Annotated in this window: 11 protein-coding genes; 4 read left to right on the forward strand and 7 right to left on the reverse strand. The window is 67.3% G+C overall.

What is annotated here, in order from left to right; genetic code table 11:
- Positions 1–136: 136 nt before the first annotated feature.
- From AC1ZV1_RS18530 to AC1ZV1_RS18550, 5 genes are all read right to left on the reverse strand, one after another.
- A complete protein-coding gene (locus tag AC1ZV1_RS18530; RefSeq protein ID WP_484293017.1) occupies positions 137–589 on the reverse strand; it encodes a universal stress protein in 453 nt (150 codons plus the stop codon).
- A gap of 90 nt (positions 590–679) precedes the next feature.
- Positions 680–1723, reverse strand: coding sequence for an AraC family transcriptional regulator ligand-binding domain-containing protein (locus AC1ZV1_RS18535; RefSeq protein ID WP_484293018.1), 1044 nt, complete (start codon positions 1721–1723; stop codon positions 680–682).
- Positions 1724–1896: 173 nt separating this feature from the next.
- Complete coding sequence (locus tag AC1ZV1_RS18540; RefSeq protein WP_484297589.1) at positions 1897–3105, reverse strand: DSD1 family PLP-dependent enzyme; 1209 nt, start codon at positions 3103–3105, stop codon at positions 1897–1899.
- A gap of 85 nt (positions 3106–3190) precedes the next feature.
- Positions 3191–4585: a D-arabinono-1,4-lactone oxidase gene (locus tag AC1ZV1_RS18545; RefSeq protein WP_484293019.1), complete on the reverse strand. Its 1395-nt coding sequence runs from the start codon at positions 4583–4585 to the stop codon at positions 3191–3193.
- A 16-nt stretch (positions 4586–4601) separates the two neighbouring features.
- Positions 4602–4970: a c-type cytochrome gene (locus AC1ZV1_RS18550; RefSeq protein WP_484293020.1), complete on the reverse strand. Its 369-nt coding sequence runs from the start codon at positions 4968–4970 to the stop codon at positions 4602–4604.
- 383 nt (positions 4971–5353) lie between these two features.
- Here AC1ZV1_RS18550 and AC1ZV1_RS18555 point away from each other — a divergent pair, with 383 nt between their 5' ends.
- Genes AC1ZV1_RS18555 through AC1ZV1_RS18570 form a run of 4 tightly spaced genes read left to right on the forward strand, consistent with a single transcriptional unit; the run spans position 5354 to position 10495 of the window.
- The gene (locus AC1ZV1_RS18555; protein ID WP_484293021.1) at positions 5354–5836 is read left to right on the forward strand and encodes a formate dehydrogenase subunit gamma; all 483 of its coding nucleotides are present in this window, start codon (positions 5354–5356) and stop codon (positions 5834–5836) included.
- Entirely contained in the window at positions 5830–7389 is a 1560-nt protein-coding gene (locus AC1ZV1_RS18560) for a formate dehydrogenase beta subunit (RefSeq protein ID WP_484293022.1), read from the forward strand. Before AC1ZV1_RS18555 ends, AC1ZV1_RS18560 begins: the two co-directional genes overlap by 7 nt.
- Entirely contained in the window at positions 7386–10277 is a 2892-nt protein-coding gene (gene fdhF, locus AC1ZV1_RS18565) for a formate dehydrogenase subunit alpha (RefSeq protein WP_484293023.1), read from the forward strand. The genes AC1ZV1_RS18560 and fdhF overlap by 4 nt, the downstream gene beginning before the upstream one ends.
- Entirely contained in the window at positions 10274–10495 is a 222-nt protein-coding gene (locus AC1ZV1_RS18570) for a formate dehydrogenase subunit delta (protein WP_484293024.1), read from the forward strand. The genes fdhF and AC1ZV1_RS18570 overlap by 4 nt, the downstream gene beginning before the upstream one ends.
- A 44-nt stretch (positions 10496–10539) precedes the next feature.
- Here the strand turns inward: AC1ZV1_RS18570 and mrdA are convergent, their stop codons facing one another.
- Together mrdA and AC1ZV1_RS18580 are read right to left on the reverse strand one after the other, a co-directional pair.
- A complete protein-coding gene (gene mrdA, locus AC1ZV1_RS18575) occupies positions 10540–12432 on the reverse strand; it encodes a penicillin-binding protein 2 (RefSeq protein ID WP_484293025.1) in 1893 nt (630 codons plus the stop codon).
- 311 nt (positions 12433–12743) lie between these two features.
- A complete protein-coding gene (locus AC1ZV1_RS18580; protein ID WP_484293026.1) occupies positions 12744–13142 on the reverse strand; it encodes a heme-binding protein in 399 nt (132 codons plus the stop codon).
- Between the last annotated feature and the right edge of the window lie 42 nt (positions 13143–13184).

Below are 13184 nucleotides of genomic sequence, written 5' to 3' on the forward strand. Positions count from 1 at the left end.
GGGATCGGGAATATCCAGTACAGCCGATTTCCCGAAGGCTTGCCGTTAGCGGCGCAGCGTTCGCCGCGTAGGTCGACGAAAGGCAGTCCCGGCTGCGACAGCGGGTGCCTGCGACACCCGCAGCCGACCTGAAGCGTCAGTGATCGCGCACCAGCAGTACCGGACGCTTGCTCGACTGCAACACCCCTTCGGCCACGCTGCCCAGCATCAGGCGATGCACACCACGACGGCTGTGGGTACCCATGACAATGGCATCGGCCTTGACGGCGTCGGCCTCGACTTCGATGCGATCGGCCACCTCTTCACCGGTGGTTTCCATGTTGACCCGCTGGTAAGTCGCCGGCACGGCGTACTCGGCGACCACTTCCCGCGCCTTGCCCAGGATATCGTCCGCAGCCTTTAGCGCCGCGGCGTGCAAGGCCTCGGCGTCATAGTACTTGGCGTAATAAGGCAGGTGCCCGAGGGGGCGGTCGACGATGGTGATGACGTGCAGTTCGCCGCCACTCATGCGGACCAGTCTTGCACCCTCGGCCAGGGCTCGGAAGGAAACGGGGCTGCCGTCGACGGCGGCCAGTACGTGCTCGTACATGCTGTGCTCCTCGTTGATGTGTCGACACGACCTTAACCGCGTGGGCCGCTAACGCCCTTGTGCCGCGTCAATGTAATCGCCGAGCGGCCGTCAGGGTGCCGGAGCCATTGCCTCGTCGCGGCAGGCGGACGGACTCTGCCCGGTCCAGCGCTTGAACGCCCGGCGAAAGCCGCGCACATCACTGTAGCCGAGCGCCTCGGCGATGCGTTCGATGGGCATCTCCGGGTTGTTCAGCAGGCTCATGGCGCGAGCATGGCGCACCTGCTCCTGCAAGGCGTCGAAGGTGATGCCATGCTCGCTCAGGCGACGGCGCAGGGTACGGCTGCTCATGTTCAGCTCGCCGGCCACCTTGTCGATCGCGCTGCCGTGGGCGAGGTCGCGGGCGATGGCGCGCTCCACCGTGTCCAGCAGGCCAGTCTTCTGCTGTACCTGGGCAGATTCCGTCTCCAGCAGGTTGAGCGCCTGGCGCAGGGCAACGGGGTGGTGGCTGGGCAGTTGCACGTCGAGCCAGTGACTGGCGATGGCCACGCGGTTGTGCAGGCAGCCGAATTGCAGGTTCGGCCCGAGCAGGCGGCGGTACTCGGCTTCATAGCTGGGCGCGGCATGGGTGAACTCGAAGCGCAGCGGCTGGAACTGGGGACCGACCAGGGTGCGGTTGTAGACCAGCAGGCTGGCGAAGAACTCCTCCACGGCGAACACCTGGATATCGGCGAAGGGCAGCCGGCATTCGACTTCGATGAAGCTCTCCTCGGGCCCCTCGATCAGGTTGCAGACCGCGATGCCGCCGGTGGTGTGCTGGAAGCGCCGGCCCAGCTCGAAAGCATCGCGCAGGGTCTTGCACAGGGACAGTACATGGCCGAGCAGGCCGAGGGTGCCCAACACGTTGCGATGACCGACCCATAGCCCCAGGCCGCGCTCGGGGAGTGCCGCGAGGGCACGCTGGATCATCGCCACCGTCTGCCGGTAGGTGACGCGCTGGGCCGGGTCCTGCAACTCCTCGGCGGTGAAGCCAAGTCCGCGGCACAGTCGCTCGCCGCTGACGCCTTCGTCGCCAGCTACGTCGGCCAGGGTCTGCAGCAAAAAGGGCGAAACCAGGGCCAGGTCGAATTGCGCATCGATGCTTGTACTGGGCATGCAGGCTGCTCTCGATCGGTGGCGCCGGCGATTCTTGTTATGTGGCTGGCGCACGATGGCCGCATCATAACGCGTTCACAGGCCCGCCAAGAGCAGGCGTAACAGAATATTACAGGCCGCTAGTGAAACAGCGCCGGCGCAAGGCTCCCCGTCCTGCGCCGGCGCTCCGCCGGTCAGCTGTAGACCGGCCACTGATCGACGATGCGCCCTCCACGCACCGCCAGCAGGTCGCCGAACTGCAGCAGGATGGATTCGGACTGGGTTGGCCGCAGGAACATCTGGTCGTCCACCTTCAGGCCGACGGCGCTGGAGCCATTGACCATTTCCTGGTTGGAGCTGCGGCCATACAAGCCGTTGAACTGCAGGCCCGCTGGCGACTCGGGCTCGGCCATCCAGTTGCCGCCGTAGACGAAGAAGGTCTCGCGCTGGTTCGGGTCCCACCAGGAGAACACTTTCGATTTGTCGTCCAGTGCCGGAATGCGCACCGCGCCGGTGCTCTTGATCACCGGCGTGGCGATGAAGGCGGCAGGCTGGTGCTCTACCAGCGACGGCAAGTCATAGTGGGTCGGCTTGACCAGCGCCGAGCCCACCGACACCTCGGTGCTGGTGCGCTCATTCTCGTGCATCTTGTAGCTGGGGCTGCCGGCGGTATTGAGCGTCAGGCCCGGCGTCCACAGGGTCGCATGCTGGGTGCGGGCGTAGTCGACGAAGCCGTCGTAGATCGTCATGACCTTGGCAAAGAGTTCCTGCGACGACCCCAGAATCTCGGGGACCCCCATGCCGACGAAGGGGTCATAGCCCATGAAGCCGGCGAACTCCAGGTGCTGCGGGTTGGCGCCGATGATCGTGAGCATTCGCCCCAGGGTCTCGTGATCGGCCACGCCGCCCCGGTGCAGCCCGACATCCAGTTCGATGTTGATCCGCAGCCGTGTATTGCGCCCCTGCGCCAGCGCCAGGTACTGCTGCAGGCGCTCGGGGGTGTCGAGCAGCCACTGCAGCTGGGTGGTCGGGTCGAAGGGGCCGCGCAGGTTCTCGTAGAACTGCTGCGCCGAGCCCACCGGCAGCGGCTTGCCCAGCAGCAGGTCGGAGTCGGGGAAGCGCTCGGCATCATGATTGAGGAAGGGCTGGTGGAACGACATCATCCGCCGGGTGCCGGCGCGCCTGGCGATGTAGTCGAGCAGGTGCGGCGACGGCAGGGACTTCTCCACCACGCGCAGGTGTTTGCCGGTGCGCGCCACCGACTGCATCACCACGTCGACGTTGTGATCCAGCCGGTCGAGGTCGATCAGCATCACCGGGCGCATCGGCCCGTGCTCGCGCAGCTCACGGTTCAGGCGGGCGAAGTAGTCGTCGTACGGGGCGCCGTGGTCGGTCGGGCGCAGCCAGGCGCCGGCTCCGGCGAGCAGCACGCCCGCACCGGCCGCGCCCACGATGAAATTGCGTCGTTTCATGGGTTGTTCTTCCTTGTCAGGCCACGCCCAGGATCGATGACAGGTGGGCATTGAGGAACTTGCCCTGCGGGTCCAGCTCGCGGCGCACCTCGGTGAATTCCTTCCAGCGCGGATACAGCGGTTGCAGGGTGCGCGCGTTCAGCGTGTGCAGCTTGCCCCAGTGCGGCCGGCCGGCGTACTTCCAGAAGATCGGCTCGACGGCGGCGAAGAAGTTGTGGTGGTCCATGCTGTAGTGCTGGTGCACGGAGATGGAGCAGCTGTCGCGCCCCTCGAACATGCTCAGGGGAATGTCGTCGGCCTTCACGTAGCGGTACTCGATGGGGAACCAGGTGCGCAGGTCCTTGTCGTTGATCAGCTTGAGGATCTCGCGCAGGCAGGCCGGGCCGTGTTCGGCGGGTACCGAATATTCCATCTCGTTGAAGCGCACGTTGCGCACGTTGGCGAAGATGTCGTAGGAGTCGCCGATCCGGTCGTCGAAGCTGGCAACATGGCGCAGGCTGTTGAGCAGGAAGCGCCGCGCGGCGGGGAAGTCGCTGCCGTACTTGTCGAGGTTCTCGATGATGCTGACGTACTCGTTGCCGCCCTCCTTGGCCGGGTCCAGCGGCGGCGTGGCCGGGTCGGTGGTCTCGTTCAGGGCGATGGACAGTGCGTAGTCGGAGTGGGTCAGCACCTGCATTTCCCAGTGCTGGTTCTCGCGGGTGTTCTTCTCCACGTCCTCCAGCAGCTCCTCGGTACTGGCGATCCACTGCCGTTCGTGCAGGCGAAACGCCTGGCGGTTCTGCAGTCGTACGCGGGTGGCGATGCCGAAGGCGCCGAGGGACACCCGTGCAGCGCTGAACACCTCGGGGTGGCGCTGGGCGTCGCAGTCCAGCACCTCGCCACCGGCGGTCACCAGTTGCAGGCCGCTCACGCGAGAGGAGTACGAGCCGAAGCCGACGCCGGTACCGTGGGTCGACGTGGAGATCGCCCCGGCCAGCGTCTGGTAGTCGATGTCCGACATGTTCGGCAGCGCCTGGCCGACCTCCTTCAAGGCCGCCCCCATCAGCGACATGGGCGTGCCGGCGGCGAACTCCGCCTGCAGCGTGGCGGCATCGTGGCTGAGCAGGCCGTTGAAGTAGGCCAGCGAGACCAGCGTGCCATCGGTGGGCACCAGGGCGCTGAAGGAATGCGCCGAGCCCACCGGGCGGACCTTGCCCTGTGCCTGGCGGATGACCTGCACCAGCTCGTCCAGGCTCTGCGGCGCCAGGCGCGCCGCCGGCAGACAGCTTTGCCCGCCGGACCAGTTGCGCCAGGGGATCAGCCGCGGCGCGCGAGCCAGCTCGGCCGCCAGCGGGCTGGTCGACAGCGCGGCGAAGGCGCCGGCGATACCGGCGCTCTGCAGGAGCTGGCGCCGGGTAAGTTGAATAGGCATCGAAGGGACCCCGTGCTTACTGGACCGACTGGCCGGACATAAAGGAAATCAGCGCGAGGAACTCGTCCTCCGAGCACTGCATGCACATGCCCATCGGCGGCATGCCCTTGAAGCCATTGATGCTGTGGTCCAGCAAGCTGTCCGCGCCCTGGGCGACGCGCGGCTGCCAGGCCTTCACATCGCCGGCCTGCGGCGCGCCGGAAGCCGGGTTGGCGTGGCAGAGCTTGCAGCTGCTGTCGTAGATCTTCGCCAAGGCGGGGTCAGTCGGCGCCAGGGCGGCAGCGTTGTGCGGTGGTGTCGGCGCCGCATCGTCGCCACAGCCAGCGAGCAAGCCGGACAGCGCCAGCAAAGCAAGCGGCAGCCAGGGTGTTGCGAGTTTGTGCATGGTGCTCCCCTTTTCTTCCCGCGCGGACCGGCTGCGCGGATTCTTGTTGTCATGGGTAGCAGGCAGGTTAAGTCGGGCACCTGCGATCCCCGAGGGCTTTGCCGGCCAACAAGGGGGCTCTGTGCGGACAAGGTGGCGTTCGGGTCCCCTGTCGGTTTCAGGATGCGAAGGGTCGTTCGAGTGCTATCCCTTATCCAGAGGGATGGCAATCTTTCCTACTGTCGAGGACCGGGCGCGCACAGATGCCCGGCCGGACTGCAACACCCCATAACAACAATGGCGCTCCGCAGAGCCACGCAAACCGTGACGTGGCCGGTACGCCGCAGCCGAAGGATTCCGGTTCGCCGCCGGCAGGTGGCGCCCGTGATGTCGAGGTGCGCTGTATGCCTGATGATTCGCTTCACCTGCCGTTGATCCACGATGTGCTGGAACGTCTCAAGGCCACGCCCGGCGCCCTGCTGCCGGTGCTTCACGCCATCCAGGACTACGTCGGCTACATTCCCGACGATGCCCTCCCTGAAATCGCCCACGCCCTGAACCTCAGCATCGCCGAGGTGCGCGGGGTGATCAGCTTCTACCACGACTTCCGCACCGCGCCCCCGGCACGCCATACACTGCGCCTGTGCCGGGCCGAGTCGTGCCAGAGCCGGGGCGCCGAAGCCCTGGCCGCACAATTGCGCAAGCAGCTCGCACTGGACGACCACGGCACCAGCGCCGACGGCCGCATCGCCCTGCGCCCGGTCTACTGCCTGGGCGCCTGTGCCTGCTCGCCGGCACTGGAACTGGACGGCCGCGTACACGCCCGCCTCACTCCCGAGCGCCTGCGCGAGCTGGTGAAAGGCTGCCAGGGGGACGCCACATGCTGACGCTGTTCATCCCCTGCGACTCGGTGGCCCGCGCGGTGGGCGCCGACGAGGTCACTGACGCCCTGGTCGCCGAAGCCGAGCGCCGCCAGTTGCCGCTGGACATCCAGCGCACCAGCTCCCGTGGCCTCTACTGGCTGGAGCCTCTGCTGGAGCTGGACAGCAACATCGGCCGGCTGGGCTTTGGCCCGCTCACGGTCGACGACGTACCCGCCCTGCTCGATGCGCTTTCCGGTGACCCGGCCAGCCATCCGCTGGCGTTGGGGCGAGTGGAGGAGATTCCCTACCTGAAGAGCCAGCAGCGCCTGCTCTTTGCCCGCGCCGGCATCACCCGGCCGCTGTCGCTGGACGACTATCGCGCCCACGGAGGTTTCGAGGGCCTGGCCCGGGCCATCGGCATGGACGGCGCCGACATCGTCGCCGCCGTGCTCGACTCCGGTCTGCGCGGCCGCGGTGGCGCGGCCTTCCCCGCCGGCATCAAGTGGCGCACCGTGCGCGATGCGGCCGGCAGCCAGAAGTACGTGGTGTGCAACGCCGACGAAGGCGATTCCGGCACCTTCGCCGACCGCATGCTGATGGAGGGCGACCCCTTCCTGCTGATCGAGGGCATGGCCATCGCCGGCCTCGCCGTCGGTGCGAGCATCGGCTATGTCTACGTGCGCTCGGAGTACCCGGACGCCATCGCCACCCTGAACCAGGCGATGAAGATCGCCCGCGCAGCCGGCTACCTGGGTGACGACGTCTGCGGTAGCGGTCGTGCCTTCGAACTGGAGGTGCGCGTCGGCGCCGGCGCCTATATCTGCGGCGAGGAAACCGCCCTGCTGGATTCGCTGGAAGGCAAGCGCGGCGTGGTCCGTGCCAAGCCGCCACTGCCGGCGCTGCAGGGCCTGTTCGGCCTGCCGACGCTGGTGCACAACGCGCTCACCCTGGCCTCGGTGCCGATCATCCTGGCCAGGGGCGCATCGTTCTACCGCGACTTCGGCATGGGCCGCTCGCTGGGCACCATGCCCTTCCAGCTGGCCGGCAACGTCCGCCACGGTGGGCTGGTGGAGCGCGCCTTCGGCCTGACCCTGCGCGAGCTGGTGGAAGGCTACGGCGGCGGCACCGCCAGCGGCCGTCCGCTGAAGGCCGCACAGGTCGGCGGCCCGCTCGGCGCCTGGGTGCCGCCCTCGCAGTTCGATACTCCCCTGGATTACGAGGCCTTCGCCGCCGTCGGCGCCATGCTCGGCCATGGCGGCGTGGTGGTCGCCGACGACAGCCTGGACATGGCGCGCATGGCACGCTTCGCCCTGCAATTCTGTGCCGAGGAATCCTGTGGCAAGTGCACGCCCTGCCGCATCGGTTCCACCCGCGGCGTGGAGGTGGTGGACCGGCTGATCGCCGCCACCGACCTCAGCGCCCGCGAGGAACAGGCGCGGCTGCTGACAGACCTTTGCGACACGATGCAATACGGCTCGCTCTGCGCGCTCGGCGGGATGACCGCCTTCCCCGTGGCCAGCGCCCTCAAGCACTTCCCCGCCGACTTCGGTCTGGCGACTTCGGAGGCCGACCAGTGATCAACTACTTCGATCCCTCTACCTCCGCTGGCAACACCAGCGACATCGACTTCGGCACGCCCGCACGCGACAGCGACGTGCAGGTCAGCCTGAGCATCGACGGCCGCCCGATCAGCGTCCCGGCCGGCACGTCGGTGATGCGCGCTGCCGCCCTGCTGGGCACGACCATCCCGAAACTCTGCGCCACCGACAGCCTGGAAGCCTTCGGCTCGTGCCGCCTGTGCCTGGTGGAAATCGACGGCATGCGCGGCTACCCGGCCTCCTGCACCACGCCGGTGAGCGACGGCATGGTGGTGCGCACGCAGACGTCGAAACTGGCGGACCTGCGCCGCAACGTGATGGAGCTGTACATCTCCGACCACCCGCTGGACTGCCTGACCTGCTCGGCCAACGGCAACTGCGAGCTGCAGACGGTGGCCGGCCAGGTCGGCCTGCGCGAAGTGCGCTACGGCTATGACGGCGCCAACCACCTGACGGACGCCAAGGACGTCTCCAACCCCTACTTCGACTACGACCCGAGCAAGTGCATCGTCTGCAACCGCTGCGTGCGCGCCTGCGAGGAAACCCAGGGCACTTTCGCCCTGACCATCGAAGGGCGCGGCTTCGAGTCCCGCGTGGCGGCGGCCGGCGGCGAGAACTTCCTCGATTCGGAGTGCGTCTCCTGCGGCGCCTGCGTGCAGGCCTGCCCCACCGCCACGCTGATGGAAAAGAGCGTGGTCGAGATCGGCCAGCCGGAGCGCGCGGTCATCACCACCTGTGCCTACTGCGGCGTGGGCTGCTCGTTCCGCGCGGAGATGAAAGGCAACCAGCTGGTGCGCATGGTCCCGGACAAGAACGGCCAGGCCAACCACGGCCATTCCTGCGTCAAGGGCCGCTTCGCCTGGGGCTACGCCACGCACCCGGACCGCATCAGCAAGCCGATGATCCGCAAGCACATCAGCGACCCCTGGCAGGAAGTCAGCTGGGACGAAGCGGTCACCTACGCCGCCAGCGAATTCCGGCGTATCCAGACAAAATACGGGCGCGACTCCATCGGTGGCATCACCTCCAGCCGTTGCACCAACGAAGAAACCTACCTGGTGCAGAAATTGGTGCGCGCAGCGTTCGGCAACAACAACGTCGATACGTGTGCGCGGGTCTGCCACTCGCCCACCGGCTACGGTCTGAAGCAGACCCTGGGCGAGTCCGCCGGCACCCAGAGCTTCGACTCGGTGATGCACTCGGACGTGGTGCTGGTCATGGGCGCCAACCCCACTGACGCACACCCGGTGTTCGGCTCGCAGCTCAAGCGCCGCCTGCGCCAGGGCGCGCAGCTGATCGTCATCGACCCGCGACGCATCGACCTGGTCGACTCACCCCACGCCCGCGCCGAACTGCACCTGCAACTGCGCCCCGGCACCAACGTCGCCATGCTCAACGCGCTGGCCCACGTCATCGTCACCGAAGGTCTGGTCAAGCAGGACTTCGTCGACGCGCGCTGCGAGACCAGCGACTTCATCCGCTGGCGCGACTTCGTCAGCCTGCCGGAAAACGCCCCGGAAGTGCTCGGCCCGGTGTGCGGCGTGCAGCCCGAGGAAATCCGCGCCGCCGCCCGCCTCTACGCCACCGGCGGCAACGCGGCGATCTACTACGGCCTGGGCGTCACCGAACACAGCCAGGGCAGCACCGCGGTGATGGGCATCGCCAACCTCGCCATGGCCACCGGCAACGTCGGTCGCGAGGGCGTCGGGGTGAACCCGCTGCGCGGGCAGAACAACGTGCAAGGCTCCTGCGACATGGGTTCATTCCCTCACGAGCTGCCCGGCTACCGGCACATCTCCAACGAGACCGTGCGCAGCCAGTTCGAACAGGCCTGGGGCGTGACCCTGCAGCCCGATCCCGGCCTGCGCATTCCCAACATGTTCGAAGCGGCGCTGGGCGGTACCTTCAAGGCGCTGTACTGCCAGGGCGAGGACATCGCCCAGAGTGACCCCAACACCCAGCACGTCACCGCCGCGCTCTCCGCCATGGAATGCGTGGTGGTACAGGACATCTTCCTCAACGAAACCGCCAAGTTCGCCCACGTGTTCCTGCCGGGCAGCTCCTTCCTCGAGAAGGACGGCACCTTCACCAACGCCGAGCGCCGCATCTCCCGCGTGCGCAAGGTGATGGAGCCGCTGGGCGGCAAGGCCGACTGGGAAGCCACCGTGGCCCTGGCCAACGCCCTGGGCTACCCGATGGACTACACGCACCCGGCGCAGATCATGGACGAGATCGCCCGCCTGACGCCGACCTTCACCCGCGTCAGCTACGCCGAACTGGACCGCCACGGCAGCCTGCAATGGCCCTGCAACGACGCCGCACCGGACGGCACGCCGACCATGCACATCGAGCAGTTCGTACGCGGCAAGGGGCGTTTCATGCTCACCGGCTACGTACCGACCGAGGAGAAGGTCAACGCCCGTTATCCGCTGCTCCTCACCACCGGGCGCATCCTCAGCCAGTACAACGTCGGCGCGCAGACCCGGCGCACCGACAACGTCGCCTGGCACGAGGAAGACCGCCTGGAAATCCACGCCAGCGACGCCGAGAGCCGTGGCATCAGCGACGGCGACTGGGTGGGTGTCGGCAGCCGTGCCGGGCAGACGGTGCTGCGTGCCAAGGTCAGCGAGCGCGTCGCGCCGGGGGTGGTCTACACGACCTTCCATTTCCCCGAGTCGGGCGCCAACGTGATCACCACCGACAACTCCGACTGGGCCACCAACTGCCCGGAATACAAGGTCACCGCGGTGGAAGTGGTGCGCGTGTTCCAGCCGTCGGAATGGCAGAAGCGCTACCAGGCGTTCAGCGACGAACAGCGACGCCTGCTCAAGGAGCGCCGCCAGGAAAGAGCCGAGGTCCGTCGATGAGCACCGAAAACCTGATCAAGATGGCCAACCAGATCGGCCTGTACTTCGCCAGCGAGCCGGACCGCAACGTAGCGATCCGTGGCGTGCAGCAGCACCTGCAGAACTTCTGGACGCCGGCCATGCGCCGTGAGCTGAAGGCCTGGCACGCCGAGCATCCAGGCACGGCACTGCATGCCCTGGTGCAGGCCGCGCTGACGGAGACGCTGGCACAGGCCTAGCCGGCCGCACCCAGCCCGCGCACCGGGCTGGGCCGCAGCAGGTCTCAGGCGTGCTTGCCCGATGCGGTATCGGCGGGCACGGCGTACTGTGGCTTGAGCTTGCCATCCTGGTCGAGCAGCCAGGCATCCATGATCTCGCGCAGCACCGGGCCGGCCACGCGACCGCCGGCCTCGCCGTTCTCGATGGTCACCGAGACCACGATGGACGGCTCGGCCGCCGGCGCAAAGCCGACGAACAGCGCGTTGTCGCGGTGGCGCTCCTTGGTCTTCAGGCGGTTGTAACGCTCGCCCTGGCGGATCGCGACGATCTGCGCGGTGCCGCTCTTGCCGGCGATCCGGTACTGCGCGCCCTGCCCCGCGGCGCGTGCACCGCCGCCCGGATCGTGCATCACCAGCTGCATGCCGTAGTTCACCGCATCCCAGTCGCGGGGATTGCTCAGGTGGATGTCCGGCATGGGATTGGCATCGACAACGTCCTCGCCTCCCACCGTCTCGGCCAGTCGTGGACGGTGCCAGGCGCCCTTGCTGGCGATCAGCGAGGTCGCTTCGGCGAGCTGCAGCGGCGTCACCTGCATGTAGCCCTGGCCGATGCCGAGGATCACCGTTTCACCGGGGAACCAGGCCTGGCGCCGGGTCGCACGTTTCCACTCACGGGACGGCATCAGCCCGGGCGACTCCTCGGCCATGTCGATGGACACCTTGCTGCCCAGTCCGAAGCGGGTCAGGTAGTCGTGCATGCGGTCGATGCCAAGCTTGTGCGCGACATCGTAGAAGTAGGTGTCGTTGGAGCGTTTGATGGCCGTGTCCAGGTCCACCCAGCCATCACCGCTGTGGTTCCAGTTGCGGTACTTGTGGTCGTAGTTGGGCAGCTGGAAGTAGCCCGGATCGAAGACCCGCGTGGCCGGCGTGATGGTGCCGGTGTCCAGCCCGGCGATGGCCACCACCGGCTTGATGGTCGAGCCCGGCGAATACAGCCCGCGCAGCGCCCGGTTGAACAGCGGTCGGTCGATGGAGTCGCGCAGTTCGGCGTACTGCGCCGAGCTGATGCCGTTGACGAACAGGTTCGGGTCGAAGCTCGGGTTGCTGACCATGGCCAGCACCTGGCCGGTGTTCGGGTCCAGCGCCACCACGGAGCCGCGGCGATCGCCCAGCGCCTTCTCGGCGGCGATCTGCAGGTCCACGTCCAGGCCCAGCACGATGTTCTCGCCGGCCACTGGTGGCACCTTCTTCAGCACGCGCATGACGCGGCCCTGGGCATTGGTCTCGACTTCCTCGTAGCCCACGTGGCCGTGCAGCTGCGGCTCGTAGAAGTGCTCGATGCCGGTCTTGCCGATGTACTCGGTGCCGCGGTACTCGGTGCTGTCCAGGCGCGCGGCCTCGCGCTCGTTGATCCGCCCGACGAAGCCGACCGAATGGGCGAAGTGCTCGCCATACGGGTAGTGGCGAACGAACTCGGCGTCCACGTCGATGCCCGGCAGCTTGTAACGGTTGACCTCGATGAGGGCGATCTGCTCCTCGCTCAGGTCATGCAGGAGGGTGACCGGTTCGAAGGGATGACGGCTCTTCTTCAGCGCCTTGTCACACTGCAGGCGCTGCTCGGGGCTCAGGTGCAGGATATCGGTCACCTGGTCCAGCACCGCCCGGGAATTGCCGGCGCGCTCGCGGGTCAGGGTGAGGTTGAAGCTGGGCAGGTTCTCGGCGAGCACCTTGCCGTTGCGGTCGAAGATCAGCCCGCGCTCCGGCGGGATCGGCAGGACGTGGATGCGGTTGTTCTCGGAGACGGTGGCGTTGGTCGCGTAGTCGGTGACCTGGAGGAAGTACATCCTCGCCACCAGGGTCACGCTCATCAGGGCTACCAGCACGCCGCAGGCAATCAGGCGGCGATTGACCAGCGTGGACTCCTGCTGGTGGTCCTTGAGTTTGATCGGATCGTGCATCGGGATTCCAGAAGCCCCCATCGACCCTGCGGAAAGCGCTTCGCCCCTGCCGTGCAGGGGGGCTTTCCAATCGATGTGGCCTTGTTGCAGCAGAGTAGGAACGAAAAAGCAGGCGCCACCGGGCGCGGAGCGACCACGCGTCAGCTGGCATACCGGCGCGGCATGGTACCAGACTGACGGGCCGGATTCTGACCGGTAGTCGAGGCGCAGCCCTTGCGCTTTTTTATCATTCCCCTCGCGCAACGTGCTCGGTCAGGCGCCCCTGCACAGCCGGCTGACACCGCTCCTGCAGGGAAAACCCAAGATGTACCTCAGAGTCCGGCGATCCCCGCCTTGGCGATCTGCGCATCCTGCTCGGCGCGGACGCCGGAGACGCCGACCGCGCCCACCACCTGCCCGGCCACCAGGATCGGCACGCCACCTTCGAGGGAGGTCAGCAGCGGCGCACTGAGAAAAGCCGTGCGGCCACCGTTGACCATGTTTTCGTACTCGCGGGTCTCGCGGCGGCCGATGGCCGCGCTGCGGGCCTTCTCGGTGGCGATGTAGGCACTGGCCTGCGCGCAGCCGTCCAGGCGCACCAGCGCCAGTGGGTGGCCGCCGTCGTCGGCCACGGCGATGCATACGGCCCAGCCCTGGCGCCGGGCTTCGTCGGTGGCGGCGGCAACAATGCGGGTGACGTCAGCCTGGTCGAGTACGGCTTTCTGTTGCATGAAATCTCTCTTGTGAAACGGCGCGTAGCGCCCAGTGGGAAG

It is taken from the genome of Pseudomonas sp. BB438, from assembly GCF_057180225.1.

What these genes read in the sequence shown, in the direction of transcription:
- AC1ZV1_RS18530 (WP_484293017.1), bottom strand. Translation starts at nt 589, where the DNA reads ATGTACGAGCACGTACTGGCCGCCGTCGACGGCAGCCCCGTTTCCTTC.
- AC1ZV1_RS18535 (WP_484293018.1), bottom strand. Translation starts at nt 1,723, where the DNA reads ATGCCCAGTACAAGCATCGATGCGCAATTCGACCTGGCCCTGGTTTCG.
- AC1ZV1_RS18545 (WP_484293019.1), bottom strand. Translation starts at nt 4,585, where the DNA reads ATGCCTATTCAACTTACCCGGCGCCAGCTCCTGCAGAGCGCCGGTATC.
- AC1ZV1_RS18550 (WP_484293020.1), bottom strand. Translation starts at nt 4,970, where the DNA reads ATGCACAAACTCGCAACACCCTGGCTGCCGCTTGCTTTGCTGGCGCTG.
- AC1ZV1_RS18555 (WP_484293021.1), top strand. Translation starts at nt 5,354, where the DNA reads ATGCCTGATGATTCGCTTCACCTGCCGTTGATCCACGATGTGCTGGAA.
- AC1ZV1_RS18560 (WP_484293022.1), top strand. Translation starts at nt 5,830, where the DNA reads ATGCTGACGCTGTTCATCCCCTGCGACTCGGTGGCCCGCGCGGTGGGC.
- AC1ZV1_RS18570 (WP_484293024.1), top strand. Translation starts at nt 10,274, where the DNA reads ATGAGCACCGAAAACCTGATCAAGATGGCCAACCAGATCGGCCTGTAC.
- mrdA (WP_484293025.1), bottom strand. Translation starts at nt 12,432, where the DNA reads ATGCACGATCCGATCAAACTCAAGGACCACCAGCAGGAGTCCACGCTG.
- AC1ZV1_RS18580 (WP_484293026.1), bottom strand. Translation starts at nt 13,142, where the DNA reads ATGCAACAGAAAGCCGTACTCGACCAGGCTGACGTCACCCGCATTGTT.